We start from the raw sequence: 21,643 nt of genomic DNA on the forward strand, positions 1-21,643 counted from the left end.
GCCGTCGTCCTGATCACCGTCGTCCTACTCATGATCTTCGCGTCGGCGTTCCTCGCCCCCTACGGCACCGCCGCCGGGCAGCTCGCCCTGGCCGTGCTCGGCATGCTGTTCGCCGCCGCCCTCGCGTGGATGGTGCGCACCGGCCGCATCCCGGACCTGCCCCGCATCCTGACCGGCACCGCACCGGAGGTGACACCGTGAACGGACTCGTCCTCGCCGGCGCCGGGACCGGTCTCGGCCTCGCGGTACTCGTCTGGGCGCTGATCCCGGGCCGGCCGTCCCTGGCCACCGCGATCGCGACGCTGCGACAGCCGCCACCGGCCCCGCCGATCGGCCGCGCCAGGCTGCTGCACGGCGTGGCCGCGCCGCTGGCCCAGCTCGGGCTGCCCCGCCCGCAAGCCCGTAAGGACCTCGCCATCCTCGAGCGGGACCCGACCACCTACCTGGCCGGGCAGGTCGGCCTCGCCGCACTCGGGCTGCTCGCCCCACCGGCGACCGTCGCCGCGCTCAACGCCCTCGGCGCCCACATCGGGTTCACCATCCCGCTGTGGCTCGGCCTGTTGCTCAGTGCCGGCGCGTTCGCCGTGTCCGAACTGTCGATCCGGGAGGAGGCGGAGCAGCGGCGGCTGCTGATGCGGCACACCCTCGCCGCCCTCCTGGACGTCGTGCCGCCCGCCCTCGCCGCCGGCGCCGGCATCGAGCAGGCCCTCACCGATGCGTCCAGCATCGCCGAAGGATGGGCCGCCCGCCGTATCCGTGACGCCCTCACCACCGCCCGCATCGAGCGGCGGCCCCTGTGGGAGCCGCTACGTGAACTTGGCGAGACGACCGGCGTCATCCAGCTCGAACAACTCGCCGGGACCCTGCACCTCGCCGCCGGGGAAGGCACCCGCATCCGCGACGCCCTCCTGCAACGCGGCGAAGCGCTCACCGAACGGCTCACCGCCGAACTGGAAGCCCACGCCGAGTCCGCGACCGAACGCATGAGCATCCCGCTCATGGCACTGACGTTCGTCTTCCTGCTCTTCCTCATCTACCCCGCGGTCGCGGTGATCGGAGGCCAGTAACCGAAAGTCCCCACAACTCACCACAGTCCGCACCCGACGCCGAAGGGCAGCACAACATGGGCGTAGAGCGCACCTTGATGGTCATGATCGCCATCGGTGTGGTCTTCGAGATCTTCATCGGCGTTCAACTGATCCGACTGCTGTGAACGACGGCAGCGAGACAGTCTGTCCACAGCCTTCACCAGGCACATCGAGCACTGTCCACAGCGTCATCCACAGCCTCGTCCACAACCATCCGGACGGCCCGTCGATCGGGCCGACGTTCCCGGACGCCACGTCCACCGAGCAAGGAGCCACGCACATGTCAGCACGCACCATCCGACCCGGCCTGACTGCCACCGCTGTGCGAGACCGCATTGCGGAGCTGCGGGCCAATCCAGATCGGGGCAGCCACGCCACCGAGTACGCCATCGGCATCGGCCTGGCCGCCGCCGTCATCATGGGCCTGTTCCTCGCCTACCAAGAAGGCATCGACGCCATCGTCGCCAACTGGTTCTTCGGGTGAGAAACCATCCCATGCCCATCCGCACCCGCCCCGACCACCTGGACCGCCCAGGCCGCCCGGCCCGTCCGGACGGCCCGGGCACCAGCCCGCGGCCACGACGCCGGACGAACCGACGCCACGACGACCGCGGCGCGGTCACCGTCGAGTTCGCCCTCGCCGTGCCGCTGCTGGTGTTCATCGTGGTCGTCCTCACGCAGGTGTTCTTCTGGGGCATGGGATACCTCGCCGCGCACGCCGCCGCCGACCACGCGGCCCAGACCACCCGCGTGGTCGGCGGCACCGCCGCAGCAGGCCAGACCGACGCCGAAGACCTCCTCACCGGCCTCGGCGGCGACCTCATCGCCGACCGCACCGTCACCGTCACCCGCACCGCCCAGACCACCACCGTACGGATCACCGGACACGCCCGAGGCATGCCCGTCCCGATCGTCGTCATCGTGCAACTGCCCACCGAGCGGTACACCACGTGAGCAGCACACAGGCCCCGACCCTGATCCCGACCGCGGGCGCACTCCTGACGTCGACCGCGGGGACGACCGCGCCGGCCGCCGCCCGCGGCCGGCGCCCGCAGGCCACCGACGACCGGGGGTCGATCTCCGTCGAACTCGCCCTGTCCGTGCCGCTGGTCGTGCTGCTGCTGTTCCTCGTCATCGGCGCGATCAACGTCTCCCGCTCCAACCTCGACGTACACGCCGCCGCCACCGCCGCCGCCCGCGCCGGCTCCATCGCCCGCAACCCGTCCGCCGCGACCGCCGCCGCCCGCGACGCCGCCACCGTCAACCTCGCCGGGCACTGCACCGCCGTGACCATCACCGCCGACACCAGCCAGTTCCACCGCGGCGGCCAGTTCACCGTCACCATCGGCTGCACCGTCAGCACCCAACGTCTCACCGGCGTCGGCCTACCCGGCCAGCTGACCGTGACCGCCACCTCCACCAGCCCGCTCGACCGCTACCGCAGCGATGCAGCCGCCGCCAGGAACCCGCAGACCCCCCAGACCCTGCAGACACCCGCCGGCCCGAACCCGCGAGCGGGTGCGCCGTGGTGAGCACAGCGAGGGCCTTCAGGTACGGCACCCGTCGGGATGCCGAGCATGGCGACGCCGATCAGTGCAGACGGCCTGTCGATGACGACGCCGCGACGGGCAGGCGGCGACCCGCCCGCCTGGTCACAGCCAGGACCACGCCCGCGCACCCTCGCCCACCAGCCAGCGGCACCCGCGAACCAGCCCCGGCAACGTCACCGGTGGCCGACCTGCCACCGCTCCCCGCGAACGGAGGACCCGATGAACACCCACCCTCAGCCGACTGGCACCGGCCCCACCGGCGACGAACCAGCCGACGATGACGCTGCAGCGTTCGCGGAGTTCGTCGCCCTGTTCGCCGCGGACGTCGACGATCCGGCGCTCGGTGAAGGCGCCCGCGACTTCCTGTCCCTGCCGGTCGAGGAGCAGCGCGCCTACTTCGACCTCACCAACGCTCTCGCCAACGCACATCCGGACCTACCGCCATCGGCAGTGGTGATCAGTCTCCTGATCGTGGCCGCGCTGCTCACCGGCATGGTCCTCGTCGCGGTCGCGGTGCTGCGATGAGGACCGCACCGCACGACACCGACACCTCGACGACCTGTCCGGACCGCCCCGGCCGCTCCGGCGGCCCCGCTCGCCCGCACCGATATGTGCGGGACCTGCTACGCGCTTACGGCCGGCTGCGGCGTCAGGCGCGACCACGTCACCGCCGCTCGTGCCCGCCGGGTCGTGCCCCGCTGAGCGACCGCCGGGCGCTCACCGCCGCAGCCGTACGGCTGCGTCCGCCGGCATCACGATCTGCGGCCAGGCTGCCTGACGACGCCGGAGCGATCAGCGTGACCATGCTGTTCATCGGCATGGTCGTGGTCCTCTTCGTTGCCGCGCTCCTCGGCGGCGGTGCGTTGTTCGCGGCCCGCAGCACCGGATACGACCTGGCCCAGTCCGCCGCCCGCGCCGGCGCCCAGCAGATCGACACCGCCACCTACCGCGCCACCGGCGAGCTCCGCCTCGACCCGGTCAAGGCCGCGCAGGCCGCGAAACAGTTCCTCGCCGCGGCCGGCGCGACCGGCACCGTCGAGGTCACCGTCGCCCGGATCAGCGTGACCGCGACCAGCCGGCAGGCCACCCCGATGCTCACCGCGTTCGGGTTCGACACCGTCACCGTCACCTCGACCGCGCAGGCCACCCCCACCACCGGGCCACCGGCCTGACTTGGAGCGACCGTGATGCTCATGCACCGCCTCGGCCGGACCATCGTCCGCGCAACCAGCGCGCTGACCCTCCTCGCGCTGCTCGGCGGGCTGCCGACCGCCCTGGTCGCCCTCGTCGGCTGGCCGCTACCGCGGACCGTGCCCACCGACTGGGTCGGCTGGTCCGCGATCCTCACCGGCGGGTTCCCGGACACCGCCGTCGTCGGTCTGCTCACCATCGCCTTGTGGCTGGTCTGGGCCGCGTTCTGCTACAGCCTCCTCGGCGAACTCATCGCCGCCCGCCGCGGCCGACCCGCCCGCACCATCCGGGTCATCTCCCCGATGCAGGCCCTCGCCGCGCTGCTCATCGCCGGACTCTCCGCCGCCCCCGCCGCAGCGTCCGTCGCGGTCATCGCCACCCCCGCCCCAGCTGTCAGCCAAGCCACTACAGCCGCCGCGCCGGCCGCGCTTACCGCCGTCGGCGCCCCCGCCACCGACCTGCCCTGGCTCACCGTCACCACCACAGCGAGCACAGCACACCCGGCAGCCACGGTGAACACGGTGACGGACACCGGGACGGTCACCGCACCGCCGTCCACAGATCTGCCCCGCTTCGCCGCCGTCGCGCATACCGGCCCGCTCACCATCAGCAGCGGCGGCCAGCAGTACACCGTCACGGTGCAACGCGGCGACACCCTCTGGGAGATCGCCGAGACGTGGCTCGGCGATCCGCACCGCTGGACCGAGATCTACCAGCTCAACGCCGACCGATATGACTCGACCGGCCGCATGCACGGCGGCGATCACATCGAACCGACCTGGGTGCTCATCCTGCCCGCCGACGCCACCCCACCGGCAGGCGCCCAACCCGCCGGTCCGCCCGCCCAAACCGATCCCGGTAACAGCGAAGACCCGAGCCAATCCCAGAACCCCGGCCAGAGCGCCGCGCCGTCCACCACGGCGCCGTCCACTGTCGCGCCGTCCACTGCCGCGCCGTCGTCGAGCGTGCCGGACGACGGCGTCGTGGCTCCGCCGGTCGGTACAGCCACCGGTGACGCGTCGAGCAGTGCGGGTCCGGGCTCGTCCCAACCGGCGCTGGACCCCGCCACCGGCGACACGGACAGCGAGCCGGGCTCGGCGACCGAGCACGGCGGGGTGTCGCTGCTGTCCGGCAGCTGGGTCGATCTCGGACTCGCCCTGGCCGTCATCGCCGCGGTCGCGCTCGTCTGGGCACACCGCCGCCGCCGCTACACCCCCAGGCCGCCGTCCCCGCAGCTGCGCCTCGACGACCCCGACCTCGCCCCGATGCCGCCGATGATCTCCCGCCTGCGCCACGGTCTCCGGCGACCGGTCCCGGACCGCGACAACGACCCCGGCCCGCTCATCGACCTCGACGCCGACGACCCCGACAACCTGTCTTCCGACGACCGTCACATCGACGCCTACGCGGACATCGACGCTGACGACGAGGACGACGCTGGCGACGCTGACGTCGGGTGGGTCGATGACGACGAGGAGGACGGTGCCGGTGAGCAGGACGGCGAGGACGACGGTGACGAAGACGGACCGGCACACGAGCCGCCGCCGGTCGTCCCGGCGCTGACGAACCCGATCATCGCGGTGTGGCCGCCCGCGGGTCTCGGCCTGACCGGACCCCGCGCCGAGGACGCGGCGCGCGGGTTCCTGGCAGCCGCCCTCGCCGCCGGCGCCGAGGACCCGCAGGCGCGCACCCACGTGGTGATGCCCTCCGCGACGGCGGCGACGCTGCTCGGCGCCGCAGCCGTCGGCCTGCCCGACACACCGCGGCTGACGATCACCGGCGGCCTCGACGAGGCCCTGGAACTGCTCGAGGCACAGACCCTGCACCGCACCCGGCTGGTCTACCGGCACGAGGTCGACAGCATCACCCAACTCCGCACCGCCGATCCCCTCGAGGAGCCGGTCGAGCCGATCCTGCTCATCGCCGACGCCGCGGCCGGGCACGAACGGGCCCGCGTCGCGGCGCTGCTCGCACAAGGCCAGCGCCTCGACATCCACGCCGTCGTGCTCGGCGCGTGGCCCGACGGCGACACCGTCGTCGTCGCCGCCGACGGCACGACCAGCCCCGCCGCCGGTGAACAGGCCCGCCACGGCGGACACCCCGCCGACGTCGGCCGCCTCGCCGTGCTCACCCCGGCCGAAACCGCCGACCTTGTCGCGCTGCTCGCCGAATCCCACACCGGTCACGCGCCATCCCCAGCCCCGTCCGAACCTCCAGCCCCCACCCCGATGCGGCCCGAACCCGCCCCGACCGGCGACGCCACCCAGCAGGAGACAGCACCCGCCGCAATCCTGGTCGTCGAGCACCGCCCCGCCGACGCCGACACATACACCGGCACCGGTGCTGCCGGGCGCGGACCGGCCGACATCCCGGCCCTCGAGACCGGGCCGGCGGCAATGCGCCCCACCGCCGATCCCGCCGCCGATCCGGCCAACGACCTGGTGGAGCCGCCGCAGTCACCCGATGGCCCACAGCACGCGCCCGCACCGGACACCGACCCGCACCTGCCGGCCCCGGCCGACGCCGAGCCGGCGGACGCAGCGCCGACAGGTCCCGCTGCGAGCGGTGAACCCGGCGAAGCGGATCCCGACCCGGCACCCGACAGCGGCGAGGCGGAGCCTGCACGGGATCCGGTGGTGCAGGTCCTGGTCCTCGGCCCGCCGCAGATCCTCGACATGGACATGAGCAAGGGCGCCGCCCGCGCCAAATCGGTCGAGCTCCTGGTCTACCTCGCCGTGCACGACGGACCGGTGCACTACGAGCCGATCACCGACGACCTGCTGCCCGAGGCACCCGCCAAGCGGGCACCCCACCGGCTGCACACCTACGTGTCGGCGCTGCGCGACGTGCTACGCCGCACCGGCGCCCCGACCGAGTACGTGCGCCGCAGCGGCGACCGGTACCAGCTCAACCGCGACGTCCTCGACATCGACCTGTGGCGCATGCAGCAGGCACTGCGCGACGCCGAACAGGCCACCGACCCGGCAGTGCGGATCGCCGCCTGGCGGCGGGCGGTCGATCAGTACCGCGGCGACCTCGCCGCCAGCGCCGACTACGAGTGGGTCGAGCCGTATCGGGAGGCCGTCCGCCAGCAGGTCCTCGACGCCGTCCTAGCCCTGGCCGACGCGCTCACCGACACCCCCGCCGAGGTCCTGCCGATCCTCGCCGCTGCGCTGGAGCACAACCCGTACACCGAGGCGCTGTACCTGGCCGGGTTCCGCGCCCACGCCGCGCTCGGCGACGTCGACGCCATTCGCGCGCTGCGCCGCACCCTGATCCGCCGCCTCGCCGAGATCGACGCCGAACCCGCCGAGGAGACCACCGCCCTGGCCGATCAGCTCGTCGCCCGGTTGCAGACCCCGCTGCGGCGCACCGGGCCCCGCCCCGTCGCCCGCCCAGACGCCCGCCCCGACGAGGACGCCGCCGCCTGATGAGTGCCCACCTCGCCGACACCCGCCCCCGGGCCGTCAACGGCGCCGCCACCCTGGCCGGGCCGCTGCCGCCCGCCCCGAACGGCACCGCACGGCACGCGCCAGGAACATCCCCATCCAGTGCCGGGTCCACCATGCAATCCGCGCCCCCAGCGGCGAAGCGGTCCGCCGTGGTGACGGTCGACGCCGAGCTGGAGCAGGCGGTCCGCCACGCCGGGTACCTGCGGCGCGGCTTCTACCTCGTCGTGCTCCTCGTCGCGCTCGCCGGTCAGGTCAGCGGCGCCGTCACCGCCCTGCACATCCCGCTGCTATGGGCGATCCCCGCCGTCGGCGCCCTCGAACTCGGCGGCGTCGTCGTCCTCGCCAACGCCGACGTGCGCCGCCGACTCGGCGAACACGCCATCGGCTCCCGCATCCTGTCCGCCGCGATCGCCGCCGGCGCCGTCGCGTTCAACTGGCTCGCCCACCAGGATCATCTCCTCGGCGGGTTCTTCGCCGGGATGTCCGCGCTCGGCTACCTGGTGTGGCTCACCCACGCGGAGAACTCCCGCCGCGACCGGCTCCGCGCGCTCGGCGACCTGCCCCCGACCACCCCCGCCTACGAGGTCGTCGGGCACTGGCTCCGGCACCCGTGGCTGACCCGCCGCGCCAGGTCCCTCGCCAAGGCCGACCCGGACCTCGGCCTGTACGCGTCGCTCGCCGCCGCCCGCACCGAGATCCGCACCGAACGCCGTCAAGCGGCGATCGCCACTGTCCTGCACCGCAAGATCCGCGCCGCCGTCGACCCGACAACGGCCGACATCGCCGTCGCCGTCTTCGACCTCGACATCATCGCCGACCGCCTCGCCGACGGCGCCGACTACGACGGCCTCACCGCCCTCATCGCCCACGACCTCACCCCCGCCCGGCTGACCGCCCCGACACCCCACCGCGCAGACCAGCACACCCCCGCCACCCACACCACCAGCGCGCCGCCACCAGCACCACACACCGGCCCTACCACCGACAGCCCCGACCGGACACCGGCCCGCACCCGGGCAGCTGTCACCGCTTCCGCTCGCGTCGAGCACACCGAACCGGCATCCGACGACGACAAGCGGCCGTCCGCAGCGGTTCAGGCGCCGTCGGCGACGCCAACGACGCCGCCGGCTGCGCCTACGGTGGACCACGACAACCACCCACCCACCACCGGTCGACCCGACACCAACGGCTCGGCCGCCGCGGCCGACGTCCCGCTCAACGACCCCGCGGTACCCGCAACCACCGCAGCCGTGGTCGCGGCATCCCACTGGACGCCGGTCCCCGCAGGCCCAGCGCGCCAACCCGGCGAGGAGCGACCCGAACCGAGCACCGGCCCCACCCGTCTCGATGGCGACGCCTCACCCGTCGACGGTCCACGTCCCGGAGCCGAGCACCACACCGCTCAAGACACCCGCAAGGAAGGCCACGACGAACAGGACGAGGACACCGACACCAACGGCGCAGACGCAGACGGGGAGGGAGACGAGGACACCGTGCCGCAGGAAACCGTCGCCGCGGTCGCGTACTGGTACCACCGGTTGCCCGACCCGCATCCCCGCGACATCGCCGCCCGGATCGGGCGCTCCGAACGCACCGTTCGCCGGTACTGGCCGCCCAGCGACGACATCAGCCAATGACCGGTACCGGCCCGCGGACCACACTCGACGCCGGCAGCACCCTGTGCTCCCGGCGGATGCGTCCGGGCCCTGCCGGGACGGCGCCGCCCGAGCCAGTGCGCGGTATGGGCGCACGCCGCATGGCCGGTGCGCCAACAACTTGCCCCACGGTGCGGCACGAAGCTACGGTCGGGTCCATACCCGAATGGAGGGCAACCTCCGGTAGGGCGGTCCGGGACGTCCAGCTGTTTCCGTCACTCGCCTCTTGCCCATGCGGCAACGCCGTGCGGCAGTTCCCCGAGCCGGGTCCTGGAGCGTGCTCTGACCGCACCGCGGTCACTCACACCAGAGACCACCAGCTTCCGCTGGGCGAGGCCACCATCGGTGGCCTCGCCCAGCCGCGCATCCAGCCCCATCCCGCGGCCAGCGCCGCCAGCCCAGCGCCGGCCCGCCAGTGAGCACCGTCCTGGCCGGGGTCGTCGTGCTGAGCGCGGTCACCGCCGCGCACCTTCCGGCGGTCGCGGACCGGCTGGTGCGGCCCGGCGCACCGCCTGCCGCCCGGCGCGGCATGCGCCGATGGCTCTGCGGTGCCGTCGGCGGTCTGGGCGCCGCAGCGCTGTGCCGGCACCTGCCCGCCGCCTCGGCCCCAGCGGTGTTGACCACGGCGGCATGGCTCGTGTTCCTGCAGGCCGGAATCCTGCTCACGTTGACCGATCTGGCCGTGCGGCGGCTGCCCACACCCGTCATCACCGGCACCGCCGCGATCATCGCCGCCCTGCAGACGGCGGCAGCCGTCGCCGCCGGGCAGCCGTGGACGCTGCTGGCCGGGCTCGCCGGCGCGGCCCTGTTCGGCGGCGGCTACCTCACCGTCGCCCTGCTCACCCCCACCGGGATCGGCATGGGCGATGTACGACTCGCCGCGCTGATCGGTGGCCTCACCGCCGCCACCGGCTGGGACACCGCCCTGCTCGCCGCCGTCCTGCCGTACCTGCTCGGCCTGCCGTTCGCCATCGGCCAGTGGCGGCGGAACCGCCGCGACGGTGACGGCCGCGGTGAGCTGCCGTTCGGGCCGTTCCTCGCCGCCGGCGCCGTCATCGCGGCCCTGCTCCCCGTATGACCGACCGCACGCCCGCAGCCGCACCAGCCGGGCGGTACCAGCGCCCCGCCGATACGTTCCAGCGATCAATGTCCGCACTGCGGCCCGCCGCCGCCCACCGGAGTGGCTGTACAGGTTTCTGTCCGGCCACACGCATGGCCCATCCAATGCCGCACGCAACCCCAGCCAGACCCGTCGACTGGCATCGCCTGAGTCAGCCGATGCCCAATTCAAGCTCGGGCCGCGCCGGCAACGCATTCGCGATCGAGGTGACGAAGCGTCATGCTGACGACCATGTCTGTGACACAGCGGGTCGTACCGCTCGACTACGGTGCGCTTGACGCTGCACTGACCGCCGCGACCCTGCCTGATGAGCGGGCATTGGATCGACTACAAACGCCAGCTGTACCCCAACCCGCAGTCCTCCGGGACGCTCAGCGGCGGCGAGCGGCGTAAGGCTCATCTGGAAGCCGCCCGGGACATGGCGAGTATGGCGGTCAGGGGCGGCTACCTCATCTACGGGGTGGCCGAGGACAAGACCAACCACACGTTCAGCGCATACCCGATCGACCTTCCCGTGGGCATCGCCGAGACGATCGATCAGATCGCCCGGGACTTGGTCACACCACCGTTGCATGTCACACCGCACCTGCTCATTGATCCGAGCAGCCAGCCTGGCGCGCCGCACGGCTTCCTGGTCATCGAGATCGACGAGTCGTCAGACGCGCCGCACAGCGTGGATGGTGTCTACTACGGGCGATCGGAGACCGCCAAGGTCAAGATGGCTGACAATGATGTCGAGCGGTTGATTCGGCTGCGTGGCCGGGTGATCGAGCTGCTGGCCCGCCAGCTTGATTTGACGGTACGGGCGGATCCGATCGCGTCCGCGAATCGCCGGGTGCCGCACCTCTACCTCCCGGCCGTGCCGTCACAAGGCTGGCCGGACATGTTCGTCAAGTACAGCCGCGATCGCCAGGCCCGGATTGCGCTGATGCAGCGCACCACCGAGGTCACCAACGAGTTGCGCCGAGCCGATGTCGGACGCGACCGTCCCGCCCATGCTATGGCGGGAATGATGGACGGTGCACGAAGCCAGCGTGTGCGCGGCAGCTGGATACGCACCTGGTCTGGTAACCCAACGGAGGGAATCGGCGGCATGTTGGGCGTCGACGATGACGGCTCGGTCCGCTACATCTACCTCGCCGCCGGTAACCTGGACAACGGTCTGGATCCCTCGGCCGAGCAAGCCGCCGCAGCGGGCTGGCCGGTGCGGCCTGTTGCGAGCGGGTCCGTCGTGTACGAGAACGCCCTGTTCTTCCTCACCCTGGATCTAGTGCGATTCATTGACGCCCTCTCACGCGAGGCCGGGTACGCCGGTAACTGGCTGTTTGGCATCCACCTCGACCGTATGGCTGGCAAAATATCGGCCAACCTTGCCAACTCGAGTTCGCTCAACCTCGCACCGTACGACGATGATCACTACCGTCACACCGTCAGAGTCTCCGCACGTCGGCTACCGCACGACGCGCCCGTTGTCGTCGACCAGTTGTTGCGCCCGCTGTTCCGGAACCTCGGCACGGAGCCGTACCTTGATCGCTTCGTCGACGAGTCAGGAACGACGCTGGGTCGACGGCCGTCCAGATAATGGCGGATGTCACATGAGGGTAGACGGCGATGGCGGAGCCGGACGATGTCGCCATCTGCTGAACGGTCCGGCCGTCTCGGATCCTGACGATGCCGAGGTGGTCCCCGCCGCGTTGCGGCACCTGCGAGACGTTGCCCGTCAGACCTGTCGCATCGTCGCCGTCAGCGGGTTCTACCCGCCCGACCTCGCGGTGGCGGCTCTCGTGGACACCACCGCGGCGCTGGCCGAACTCGCCCACCACGTCGCGCCCTACGTCGGGGACTTCTGGCCCCGGCGGGCGCACGGGTCGCCGCCGCCGAGGTCGCACTCGTCGAGGCGCGCGGCAACCTCGACACGGCACGCCATCACGTCACGCTCGTACCCGCCGCCGCTGACCAGCAACTGGCCACCGCCGCCGTTTAAACCATCCGGCTCCGGCAGGTATCGCAGCGCCGCGGTACCTGCCTGAGCGCCCCAGCGTTGGATGACCTCGGTCCGTACGCCCATCCCGGGCACGGGGCGGATACACGGTCCAGGACGGCAAAGTGCGCATCGCGGTGAGGACGGTTTGAGCCGCGAGGGCCGGACGCGGGATGCGCGATCGGTCGACAGCGCCCGGCGTACCCGTCCGCGCTGTGGCCGGTGCGCCGCGCGTCGCTGATCGCGGGCTATGGTGACCCGATGGCCGTGACCACGACCGGGTCGGCGCGGATCGCGCCGGCGTTCCGCCCGCCGGTCCTGCCCCAGCTGACCGAGGCGACCGTGACCGCCGCCGGGCTACCGGCCGAGCCGTTCGCCGCGATGCACCTCGACCTGGTGCGCGTCAGCCCGAAGGGCAAGTGGCACGCCCCCGGTACCGACACCCACCGGTGCACCCACGTGACCCGGGTGTTCGGTTACCGCCCGGTCGGCCTGCCCGTGCAGCAGGTCAGCGTGCTCGGCGAGCACGACCTGTGCAGTTCCTGCGCGCACCAGCTGCGGGTACCCGGCCCGGCCGGGGCGCTGCACATCACGGCGGGCCTGATCGTCGCCGCCGCGCAGTGGGTCGCCGAGTTCGAACGCCTCGCCCCCGCGATGGGGTGGCTGGACGTGGCCCGCTGGTCGCGGCAGACCCCGTTCGACCCACCAGACCCCATCCCTGCGCTGCTCGCCGGGCTCAAAGGCGCCCGGGGCTTCGCCGCGCACCGCGCCGCCGCCGTCACGGCCTGGGACCGGCTGCGCCGGCGGGCCGACGCCGCAGTGGCGGTGGCCCGGCAGGCCGCCGGCCCGCCCGGGCTGCGGGTCCTGGCCGCCCGCGCCCGCGACCTGCTGCTGCGCGACCGGGCCACCCTCGACGAGGCCCACATCCTCGAAGCCATCGCGGGCGGCGCCCGCCGCATGCTCTACGAACCGGAACTGTCCCGCCACGCGCTCGACGCGTGGCTGCAAGCGGTCGCCGCCGACGGCGACCTCACCGCCGGACACGCCGCCATGCTCGCCGCCGTCGAGACCCGCCTCGGCAACGCCGAGGTCCGTGACGTGTCGCTGCTGCCCACCCAGGCGTTGACCGCGGCCACCGGACATGCTTCACCGGCGGCGTGGGCCGCCGCCGAGTACCGACTCGTGCGCCGCCACGTCGTCGACGCCTGGTGCACCCGGCTGGCCGCCGCCCTGCACGACGGGCACCTGCACAGCGGCGACGGCGATCAACTCCTGCTCGTCGCAGGGTGGCCGATCATCAACGACCCCGACCGGGAGGTCGCCTACCTCACCCAGTACCCGGTCCTGGCCAGCGCCGTCGTCGCCACCCGATACCGCAACCCGATCCCGCCGCCGCAGACCGTCCCACAGGCGGTCGTCCTGCGGGTACCGGTGTTCGCCGCCGGCCACGCCGCCGCCCACCGCAGCAACTACCTGCACGCCGAAGCCGGCGGCGTCGTGCCCGCCGGCACCCCGGTCGAGGACCGCGCCGTGCGGGCCCTGCTCCGCTCCGCCGCCGGGTACCTACCGCAGGACAGCACCGGCGACCCGGACGGTCCGCTGCCCGCCGTCGTCGCCTGGCGGGCCGGGTCCGCGCCGGCGACCGACCTGCGCGCCTGGGCCACCGAACGCGACGGCCACCACTGGCACCTGCCCCAGCGGTGGCGGTGGATCCCCGCCGAAGACCACCAGACCAGCGGACCGGGCTCGGGGCAGATCCTGCAGCAGCTGTGCCAGGCGCTGCAGCACTACACCGCCGTCCTCGTCCTCGCCGCGGGCGAACCGGACGCGCTCGACCAGGTCGAACTTGTGGTCTCCCCGGAGGCGGTCGACCCGGACACCGGCGCCCTGACATACCGGCCGCACGACCTGCCCGGCTGCCCCACCGTCACGGTCCCGTGGCGGCGCATCGTCGCCGTCCACGACGCCTGGTAACCCAGCCGGCAGCCGCGACACCCGCGACAGCCGCCCGGTCGCCGGTCGTCCGGTCGGTGCGGACGTACGGCAGGCCGTGGAACTGCAGCAGACCCCGTCCGCGGGCGCCGTTCGGGACGGCAGCGCTGCCGGTCCTAGGGTCGTTCGTCGGCGCGGGGGGCGCGGACCAGGTCTTTGTAGCGCAGCGTACTGGCCCCGTAGATGCTGAAGTTGAGCCGAGCGTCGGCGAGGCTCAGGTCGCCGTTGCGGCTTTCCGCAACCACGTCGTGTACGTCGCTGCGGCCATCATCGGTCCAATAGCAGATCGGGCAGGTGCTGCATCCTGTTCGGAAACCACAACAAGCGCACCGGGGCAAGGTTGGTTGACCCACGCCGGCAAGCCTTCCACATGCCCGGCAGCGCCGGGTATAGCGCCGAGGCCGTTCCGGTGGCTGGACGGGTCCACCCTACGCGCGCCAGCCCCCTGCGGTCATCATCCAGCTCTCTCGCCGGCTGAACTCAACGCCAGCGTCCGACCGATTCGACGTCCTCGCCGCGCCGCACCACGACCGGGTCAGGCGGTTGCCCTGGGCTGGGCCCGCTGACTGCCGCGCCGGAGCCGCGCAGTTCCTGGACGCCTACAAGGTCTGACGCGCAGCAACGCTTCCCTCGCCCGTCCCGAACTGTCGTAGGGCGACGGTAGGGTTACTCGTCGTTGCTGCATCGATGGGAGGGCCGGTGGGACAAGGTCGCGGCGCGGGCAAACGTGGGCGTCGACAGCCAGGCCGGCGGCCGATTCCGGTACCCGGTCAGCAGGTCGACCGCATCCGGGTACGTGCCTCGGCCGACCGTCTCCTGCTGCCAGGGCTCGGTCTCGACCGACTCACGACGGAGCCGGTCGAGCTCACGCCCCTGTTTGCGATGCTCATTGCGGTCCACCAAGCCGTTGGCGATCTGCCCCCGGACCGCGTCGTGGTCGAGAGCGCTCAGATGGTTCACGCATTGCGCCAGCTGGGCTTCGAGGCGGAGCTGATCGCCTGCTGCGCCCGCGTGTTCCGGCTGCCGCAGCATGCCCGGCTAGCTGATATGGGCGTGTGGAAGCGGCCACCAACGACCCGCGCGGATGGTACGACCGACGGCCATGCCCTTGTGTGGATTGGCTCGTTCAATCGGTTGGTCGACGTGGGCGTGTTCCGTAGTCGACGGCTTCTGCGGGCCGAGGGCGGCGCGGACGAGACATTCACCGTGCCGGCGATGCTGCCACTGCCGCATGGCCGTTCGCAGTTGCTGAACCCCTGGCAGATACCTGGCACTATTCGAGGCCAATTCAGCGTCGGCTGGTATCCATATCCCGAGTGGACCCAGCGTTATCGCGACCTCCTGACCTGTCATGCGGCAGTGATCGAACACGGCGGCGTGGCCCTGGCGCATACGGTCGTCGACCTGCTGAATGCCACCCGGACCTACCGCGATTTGAGCCGCGTCGACGAGCTCTTCCCGCGCCTCGCCGCGCTCATGTCGGCTACACCTGAGGCTCTCCTACTGCCAGAGCAGGGCGGCATGCTGCGGAGCGGAGGGTAGGAATGGATGGAGGCCGGGTAGCCGCCTACGGGTTCCGCTACCAGTATTGGCGGACCTTGGAAGCCTTGCTGGACGTCGTCGACGACCCGGCCGTGGGCAGCGTGCGAGTTGAGGGGCCGACAGCCGACACCCCTGGCCGCAACGCCATTGACTTCGACGTGCTCGATGTCGATGGACGTACTCGCCGTGCGGTGCAGGTCAAGAGCAAGCCCTCCGGCGGCTCGATGGCGCCCGGTGAGGCGCTCGGTGTCCTTCTCGGCCTCATCCGGCACGATGCCGACAGCTACGAACTGTTGACCAACGCCGCGCCGGCGCAGGGCACGCGGCACCTCGCTGCGGCGCTCGAGGCCGTCCGCGATGCCGAACTGCTTCCCCAGGCCCTGACCGGGATCATCTCGACGACGCGGCTCGTGCAGGTCCGTGACCTTCCGACCGGGCAACGCCAACGGCTGCTGCGATGCCGAGTACGGTTCGACCCTCGCGAAGAAGACGAGATCCGTGACGGACTGCGCGAGCGTCTCCGCGAGTTTCGGAGCCGGACCAACGCGGCGCTCGGACAGCGGTCTGCCGGGCTGCTCTTCGGCCACCTCGTCGCAGAGATCCTCGACCGGGCGGCCGACGAGGCGAAGGCCGTCTTCACCATTGACCAGCTGCGAGCGCATCTCCTGATCAGCCACGAAGATCTAGCTCGTGGCATCGGGTCACGCGACTGGGGCATCCTCGTCGGGCCCATGCCGCCAGTACCGGACGTCGCCCGACCGTTGCCACTGCGCAAGATCGCGGACGGCTTGCACGCACAACCGTCCCAACGCATTCGCCGGGTCGTCCTTCTCGGACCATCAGGGATCGGCAAGTCCAGCCTCGCCGCGGCATACGTGGCTGACCGAGCCGACGCCTACGACTGCATCTTCTGGGTTGACGGCGACAGCGAACCTGCGTTCGCCAGCGCCTTCCGCCGAATCCTCACCTATCTGCAATCCGGTCAGCGGACGACGGGGCACCACTCCACCCCGGCTCAGTTGCGTGACGAACTGCATACCGTGCTGAGCGGGCTGCCGGGCCGATGGCTGATGGTCGTGGACAACGTCGTTGATCGTCGGCTGGCCGAGCGGTGGATTCCTGTGCTCGGGACTGGGGACACTCTGATCACCTCGATCGACAGCGCGGCCCCGCCGATCGGGACCACCGTTGCTGTCGGCGTCATGGAACCCGGCGAGGCGGTCGAACTTCTCCGGCAGCGCCTTCGCGTGAGTGAGCATCAGCACGCCGACGCCCTGCACCGGCTGGCCCGCGAGCTGTCGCACTGGCCGCAGGGTAGGACGCCGGCGAGGTTTCCGCGGATGCGGAACCTTTTCCGACGTCCCCCCTCCGAACCGGGCATGCGACTTGTCACCGCACCCGGCTCTCCAGTGCCGTATTCCTCGAAGCCTGCCGCGTCGACTGTCCATTGTGGATGCCGTCGTGGCAGTCACGGCAGACGATCAGGGTCTTGCGACGGCGTGACGCCATCTGCTTGGCCCAGCCGGGCTGTTCGTCCCGGCTCCCGGGTAGGAGGTCTTTCAGCCGCCGGACATGGTGCGCTTCGACGTCTGAGCGCGACTGGCAGAGTTCACATCGACCGGCCATGAGCCGGTCGATGAGTTCTGCTGGTCGCTTCCTCCAGATGGCTGGGAGGTCGTCTTTGAGGACTACCTTTGTGGTCCTGCGGGCCAGGGACACCCCGCCCCATCGGGCGACCAGTGGCTTCTTTCCGTTGCCGCGTTCGACCGTGACTTGCAGGCCTCTACGAGGACCTGCTGGTGTCTGCCAGGTGGCACGGTAGCGGTTCCAGACCTTGTTGACGCTGATCTTGTTCTTGTGTCCCAGCGTCTTGGTCAGCGACCGTTCCATGATCCACCTCAGCGTGCCGAGACGGTGCCGGTTGTAGGCCAGCTGGTAATACTCCGCGAGGCCCCGGAACTCCGCCTGGTAACGCGCCACGATCTGAAAATCCGAGTCGTGTGCGCGTGCCAGGATGGGAGCCGGTTTTCCGCGTCGCATGTAGGGCTTGCGTTTGGCTCGCGCGACGTCCATGGGCACTTTCAGGCCGATCTGCCCGTTGATCGAGCGGTGACCGTTCCGATCGCGCTTGGCGTCGTTGTTGTGGACCACAATTTCGTAGCCGAGGAAACGGGCCGGTTCGGTCCGTCCATGAGTGATCAAGGTCTTGTGCTCGGAGAGTTCCAGCTTGAGGCGATAGCCGAGAACCCTTCCGATCTTGCCCTTGATATCCTCGGCCTCCCGTCGTGTGCCAGGGGGATTCCAAAGTATCTTGATCTTTATTTCTGCTGGTAGGTTCAGCCCGGTTCTGGGGTAGACATAGATGCGGCCCCTTGTCCTGCGATGATGTTGGTCTTCCACAACAAACGTCATCGAGGAGCAAGGAGCCGCTGTGTCAGTGTCGCATGCCGTCAGAGTCGGATCGGGTGCCGTGGCGGGGATTCTTGGCCTGCCGCAGGTGCTGCCCGGGGCTGGTGCGGTGGGTGAGCTGGTGGAGATGTTCGAGCAGGTGACTGACCCGCGTGACCCGCGTGGGGTGCGTCATCGGTTGGCGACGATCCTGACGGTGGCGGTGTTCGCGGTGCTGGCCGGGGCGCGGAACTACCGGCAGGTCGGCGATCGGGTCGCTGACCTGCCCCAGTCGCTGGTGGCGCTGGCCGGTGGGCGGGCGTGTCCCGCGTTGGGAGCCGTGCAGGCGCCCGGTGGGTCGACGATCCGCAGGACATTGACCCTGTTGGACGCCGATGGCGCCGATCGGGTGGTCGGTTCCTGGCTGGCGTCGTTGCTGGACTCGGACGGCGACGAACTGCGCGGGTTGGCGATGGACGCCAAGACGGTCCGGGGCGCCTCGACCGCCGAGGGGGAGGTGACCCTGTTCGCCGCGATGGCCCATGGGTGGGCGGTCGTGCTGGGGCAGGTGCGGGTGCCGGCGGCGACCACGGAGACCACCCAGGTCCGTGCGCTGCTGGATGGGGTGGATCTGGCTGGCTGGGTGGTGACCGCCGACGCCGCGCATGCTCAGGTCGACATGGCTGACTACATCGTGTTCGAACGTGGCGGTGACTACGTGCTGCAGGTGAAGGCCAACCAGGTGGAGGTGCTGCGGCAGATCGCCGCGGTCATGCCCGCGGCGGTGGTGGCGGATGCGGACTGGAGCGAGGTCGGAGACCGCGACGGGGACACGATCCGCAGGTCGATTTGGGTGGTCGACGCCGGCGGGGTCGACTTTCCCGAGGCGGCGCGGGTGTTTCGGATGCTCCGGGAGCGTTTCGACCCGTTCGGGACGCGGGTGAGTAAGGAGGTCGTCTACGGGGTCACGAGCCTGCCGGCCCACCGGGCCACACCCGCCCAGCTCGCCGGGTTCGTTCGACGGCACTGGGCGATCGAGAATCTGGTGCACTGGTCCCGCGACGTTGTCTTCGGCGAGGACGCCCAGGGTGCCTACATCGGCAACGGCCCGCAGTCCATGGCGATCCTGCGCAACCTGGTCCTTTCCCTGTTTCGCTTGGCCGGGATCTCCAAGGTCAAACGTTTGACCGAGAGCATCGCGGCAGACCGGATGCGGATCCTGCCGGTCCTGACCGCAGCACTCCAGCGGTGACCAACACGCTTCACGGACTTTGAAATCCCCCTGGGCGGGGGCCGGGATGGTTGGGCGCATGACGCGCTGACGGTGAACCGACGCCAACCATTCCTCCTCAGTCGAAGGACGAGCGTTTCTTGCCCGCCACCGTCACCGTTTTCGCTTCCGAGGGCAGCTGGATCGAGTCCGGCGCCGTCGACCAGTGCCACCAGGTTGCGGCCCTCGACGGCATGCTGCACGTCGCCGGCATGCCCGACCTGCACCCCGGCAAGGGCGCGCCGATCGGCGCCGCCATGACCTCCACCGTGCTGTACCCGCACCTGGTCGGCTCCGACATCGGCTGCGGCATCGCCGTGTTCCCGATCGCGCTCAAGCGGCCCGACCCGCAGAAGCTCGCGGCGAAGTTCCCCGACCTCGACGTCCCGGTCGACCCGGACTGGGCCGACCTGAGCGCCGAGGACGTGCCGGCCGGGCACCTCGAGGGGCTGGGCACCGTCGGGCGCGGCAACCACTTCGCCGAGCTCGCCCGCGTCCACGAGGTCCTCGACGCCGGCCACGCCCAGCGGCTCGGCCTGGCCGCCGGTGACCTCGTCCTCGTGGTGCACAGCGGCTCCCGCGGCCTCGGCGAGCGCATCCTGCGCGCCCACACCGAGGTCCACGGCGCCGGGCCGGCCGCAGACCCGGCGGACTACCTCGCCCGGCACGACGCCGCCGTGCGCTGGGGCTCGCTCAACCGCCGGCTCATCGCCGCGCGGGTCGCCGACGCGCTCGGCGCCCGCCCGGCCGAGCCGGTCATCGACCAGTGCCACAACCTCGTCGAGGTCCGCGACGGCGCCTACCTGCACCGCAAGGGCGCCGCCCCGGGCGACGGGCGGGACGTGCTCATCGCCGGCACGCGCGGCACCCCGTCGTACGTGGTGGCCGCCCACGCCGGCGACGACGCCGGGCGTTCCGTGGCCCACGGCGCCGGGCGCAAGATGTCGCGGGCCGACGCGCTCGTGCGCAACCGGGCCAAGCACACCGTCGAGGAGCTGCGCCGCCCGCCGACCGGGTCCGTCGTCGTGTGCGGCGATCGGCAGCTGCTGTTCGAGGAGGCGCCGGGGGCGTACAAGCGCATCGAGCAGGTCATCGCCGACCTCGTCGCGCACGGCCTCGCCACGCCGGTGGTGAGCACGGTGCCGGTGGTCACCTACAAGACGGCCGACCCGCGCAAGGGGCGGCGATGAGCGAGCCGCTGCACCTGGTCGTGTCGGCCGGCCGCGGCCCCGAGGAGTGCTCGTGGGCGGTCGCGGAGCTCGTCGCCCGGCTCGAGGCCGAGGCGGCGGCGCCGGGGTGCGCACCGAGCGGGTCGAGTCCGTGGCCGGCGACCGGCGCGGCACCCTGCGCTCGGTGCTGCTGCGCCTCGCGGGGGAGCGGGCGGCACAGGTCGCCGGCGCCTGGACGGGCACGCTGTGCTGGCGGGCGCCGAGCCCGTTTCGCAGCACCGAGCGCCGAAACTGGTACGTCATCGCCGAACGCTGCGAGGTCGGCGCCCCGCGCACCGAGTTCGCCGAGGCGGACGTGGACATCGTGCCGTGCCGCACCGGCGGCCCCGGCGGCCAGCACCGCAACAAGGTGAGCACCGCCGTGCGGGCCACGCACCGGCCGACCGGGATGGTGGTCGTCGTCGACACCGAGCGGCAGTTCGGCCTCAACCGGCGCATCGCCCTCGATTTGCTGCGCCGCCGGCTCGAGGAGCGGCACGCGGCGGCCGGCGCGGCCCTGGAGACGGCCCGCTGGCGCGTCCACGACGACCTCGTGCGCGGCAACCCGGTCCGCACCGAGCGCCCGTGACGTCAGCCCCCGATCTATGCTCGGTCGATGGCATGGATCTCCGGCCGGCTGGCGTTCTCGACCCTCGGCTGCCCCGGCCTGCCGCTGCCCGAGGTCGCGGCGCTGGCCCGGCGCACCGGGTGGCGCGGCGTCGAACTGCGCTCGGCCCTCGACGAGCCCGTCCACATCGGACTGTCCGCGGACGGGCGGCGGGCGGCCGTGGCCGCCCTGGAGGGCGTCGCCGTCCTCCGCGTCGCCTCCTACGTCAAGGTGGCCAGCCGCCAGGTCGATGACGAACGATGCGTCGCCGACCTGCTCGCCGAGGCCGCCCTCGCCGCCGACCTCGGCGCCCGCGCGGTCCGCGTCTTCCCGGCGGCGACGACGAGCACGGCGACGCCCGCGCGATCGAGCGCCTGCGCGCCGCCGCGCCGAGGCTGACCGCCGGCGAGCCGCCGCACGGCGCCGTCCGCGCGGACGAGCTGCGGCAGCTGGCCTGACGGCTACCCGGCCACCGACTGCAGCGCGGCGAGCTCGGCGTAGGGCCCACCGCGGGCGAGCAGCTCGTCGTGGCGGCCCTGCTCCACGATCCGCCCGCCGTCCAGGACGTAGATGACCGTCATCAGCACTGGCGTTGAGTT

At 71.8% G+C, this 21,643-nt stretch carries 19 protein-coding genes and 3 pseudogenes; 18 read left to right on the forward strand and 4 right to left on the reverse strand.

Annotated elements, in window-relative coordinates; all coding sequences use genetic code 11:
• The 11 genes and pseudogenes from AB0M46_RS24070 to AB0M46_RS24120 all read left to right on the forward strand — a co-directional run.
• Positions 1-201, forward strand: a pseudogene (locus AB0M46_RS24070) (hypothetical protein); the annotation flags it as partial.
• A complete protein-coding gene (locus tag AB0M46_RS24075; RefSeq protein ID WP_363339209.1) occupies positions 198-1,067 on the forward strand; it encodes a type II secretion system F family protein in 870 nt (289 codons plus the stop codon). The pseudogene AB0M46_RS24070 and the gene AB0M46_RS24075, both read left to right, overlap by 4 nt.
• A 301-nt stretch (positions 1,068-1,368) precedes the next feature.
• The gene (locus AB0M46_RS24080; protein WP_363339210.1) at positions 1,369-1,572 is read left to right on the forward strand and encodes a hypothetical protein; all 204 of its coding nucleotides are present in this window, start codon (positions 1,369-1,371) and stop codon (positions 1,570-1,572) included.
• Positions 1,573-1,583: 11 nt separating this feature from the next.
• Positions 1,584-2,042, forward strand: a complete 459-nt coding sequence (locus AB0M46_RS24085) for a TadE/TadG family type IV pilus assembly protein (RefSeq protein ID WP_363339211.1) — start codon at positions 1,584-1,586, stop codon at positions 2,040-2,042.
• Positions 2,039-2,620, forward strand: coding sequence for a TadE/TadG family type IV pilus assembly protein (locus AB0M46_RS24090; protein WP_363339212.1), 582 nt, complete (start codon positions 2,039-2,041; stop codon positions 2,618-2,620). The genes AB0M46_RS24085 and AB0M46_RS24090 overlap by 4 nt, the downstream gene beginning before the upstream one ends.
• A gap of 237 nt (positions 2,621-2,857) precedes the next feature.
• Complete coding sequence (locus AB0M46_RS24095; protein ID WP_363339213.1) at positions 2,858-3,163, forward strand: hypothetical protein; 306 nt, start codon at positions 2,858-2,860, stop codon at positions 3,161-3,163.
• Between the two features lie 278 nt (positions 3,164-3,441).
• A complete protein-coding gene (locus AB0M46_RS24100; RefSeq protein WP_363339273.1) occupies positions 3,442-3,810 on the forward strand; it encodes a hypothetical protein in 369 nt (122 codons plus the stop codon).
• Between the two features lie 15 nt (positions 3,811-3,825).
• Positions 3,826-7,260, forward strand: coding sequence for a hypothetical protein (locus AB0M46_RS24105; RefSeq protein ID WP_363339274.1), 3,435 nt, complete (start codon positions 3,826-3,828; stop codon positions 7,258-7,260).
• On the forward strand, positions 7,260-8,918 hold the full coding sequence (locus tag AB0M46_RS24110) for a hypothetical protein (RefSeq protein ID WP_363339214.1): 1,659 nt from the start codon (positions 7,260-7,262) through the stop codon (positions 8,916-8,918). The genes AB0M46_RS24105 and AB0M46_RS24110 overlap by 1 nt, the downstream gene beginning before the upstream one ends.
• Positions 8,919-9,351: 433 nt before the next feature.
• Positions 9,352-10,014 (forward strand): A24 family peptidase, encoded by a 663-nt coding sequence (locus AB0M46_RS24115; protein ID WP_363339215.1) that lies wholly within the window; start codon positions 9,352-9,354, stop codon positions 10,012-10,014.
• A 349-nt stretch (positions 10,015-10,363) separates the two neighbouring features.
• Entirely contained in the window at positions 10,364-11,638 is a 1,275-nt protein-coding gene (locus AB0M46_RS24120; protein ID WP_363339216.1) for an ATP-binding protein, read from the forward strand.
• Between the two features lie 249 nt (positions 11,639-11,887).
• Here the strand turns inward: AB0M46_RS24120 and AB0M46_RS24125 are convergent, their stop codons facing one another.
• Positions 11,888-12,124: a hypothetical protein gene (locus AB0M46_RS24125; protein ID WP_363339217.1), complete on the reverse strand. Its 237-nt coding sequence runs from the start codon at positions 12,122-12,124 to the stop codon at positions 11,888-11,890.
• Positions 12,125-12,298: 174 nt separating this feature from the next.
• Here AB0M46_RS24125 and AB0M46_RS24130 point away from each other — a divergent pair, with 174 nt between their 5' ends.
• Positions 12,299-14,011 (forward strand): hypothetical protein, encoded by a 1,713-nt coding sequence (locus tag AB0M46_RS24130; RefSeq protein WP_363339218.1) that lies wholly within the window; start codon positions 12,299-12,301, stop codon positions 14,009-14,011.
• A 134-nt stretch (positions 14,012-14,145) separates the two neighbouring features.
• Here AB0M46_RS24130 and AB0M46_RS24135 read toward each other — a convergent pair whose 3' ends face one another.
• The gene (locus AB0M46_RS24135; protein ID WP_363339219.1) at positions 14,146-14,382 is read right to left on the reverse strand and encodes a CPCC family cysteine-rich protein; all 237 of its coding nucleotides are present in this window, start codon (positions 14,380-14,382) and stop codon (positions 14,146-14,148) included.
• A gap of 346 nt (positions 14,383-14,728) precedes the next feature.
• On the opposite strand from AB0M46_RS24135, the gene AB0M46_RS24140 reads away from it, so the two are divergent.
• Positions 14,729-15,571, forward strand: a complete 843-nt coding sequence (locus AB0M46_RS24140; protein ID WP_363339220.1) for a hypothetical protein — start codon at positions 14,729-14,731, stop codon at positions 15,569-15,571.
• On the opposite strand, the gene AB0M46_RS24145 is transcribed toward AB0M46_RS24140, so the two are convergent.
• The gene (locus AB0M46_RS24145) at positions 15,454-16,248 is read right to left on the reverse strand and encodes a hypothetical protein (RefSeq protein WP_363339276.1); all 795 of its coding nucleotides are present in this window, start codon (positions 16,246-16,248) and stop codon (positions 15,454-15,456) included. The genes AB0M46_RS24140 and AB0M46_RS24145 overlap by 118 nt on opposite strands.
• A gap of 54 nt (positions 16,249-16,302) precedes the next feature.
• Here AB0M46_RS24145 and AB0M46_RS24150 point away from each other — a divergent pair.
• Positions 16,303-16,815, forward strand: a pseudogene (locus tag AB0M46_RS24150) (NB-ARC domain-containing protein); the annotation flags it as partial.
• Positions 16,816-16,960: 145 nt separating this feature from the next.
• Here the strand turns inward: AB0M46_RS24150 and AB0M46_RS24155 are convergent.
• Positions 16,961-17,983 (reverse strand): group II intron reverse transcriptase/maturase, encoded by a 1,023-nt coding sequence (locus AB0M46_RS24155; RefSeq protein WP_363339221.1) that lies wholly within the window; start codon positions 17,981-17,983, stop codon positions 16,961-16,963.
• Between the two features lie 58 nt (positions 17,984-18,041).
• Between AB0M46_RS24155 and AB0M46_RS24160 the strand changes: the two genes are divergently transcribed.
• The 4 genes and pseudogenes from AB0M46_RS24160 (at position 18,042) to AB0M46_RS24175 (ending at position 21,443) form a co-directional block, all read left to right on the forward strand.
• On the forward strand, positions 18,042-19,211 hold the full coding sequence (locus AB0M46_RS24160; RefSeq protein ID WP_363339222.1) for an ISAs1 family transposase: 1,170 nt from the start codon (positions 18,042-18,044) through the stop codon (positions 19,209-19,211).
• A gap of 119 nt (positions 19,212-19,330) precedes the next feature.
• Entirely contained in the window at positions 19,331-20,419 is a 1,089-nt protein-coding gene (locus tag AB0M46_RS24165; protein ID WP_363339223.1) for an RNA ligase RtcB family protein, read from the forward strand.
• Positions 20,416-21,026, forward strand: a pseudogene (prfH, locus tag AB0M46_RS24170) (peptide chain release factor H). Before AB0M46_RS24165 ends, prfH begins: the two are co-directional and overlap by 4 nt.
• Before the next feature lie 27 nt (positions 21,027-21,053).
• Positions 21,054-21,443: a hypothetical protein gene (locus tag AB0M46_RS24175; protein ID WP_363339224.1), complete on the forward strand. Its 390-nt coding sequence runs from the start codon at positions 21,054-21,056 to the stop codon at positions 21,441-21,443.
• Positions 21,444-21,643: the final 200 nt, after the last annotated feature.

The sequence above is a fragment of the Dactylosporangium sp. NPDC051485 genome, assembly GCF_040682015.1.
In the GTDB taxonomy this organism is placed as follows: Bacteria; Actinomycetota; Actinomycetes; order Mycobacteriales; family Micromonosporaceae; genus Dactylosporangium.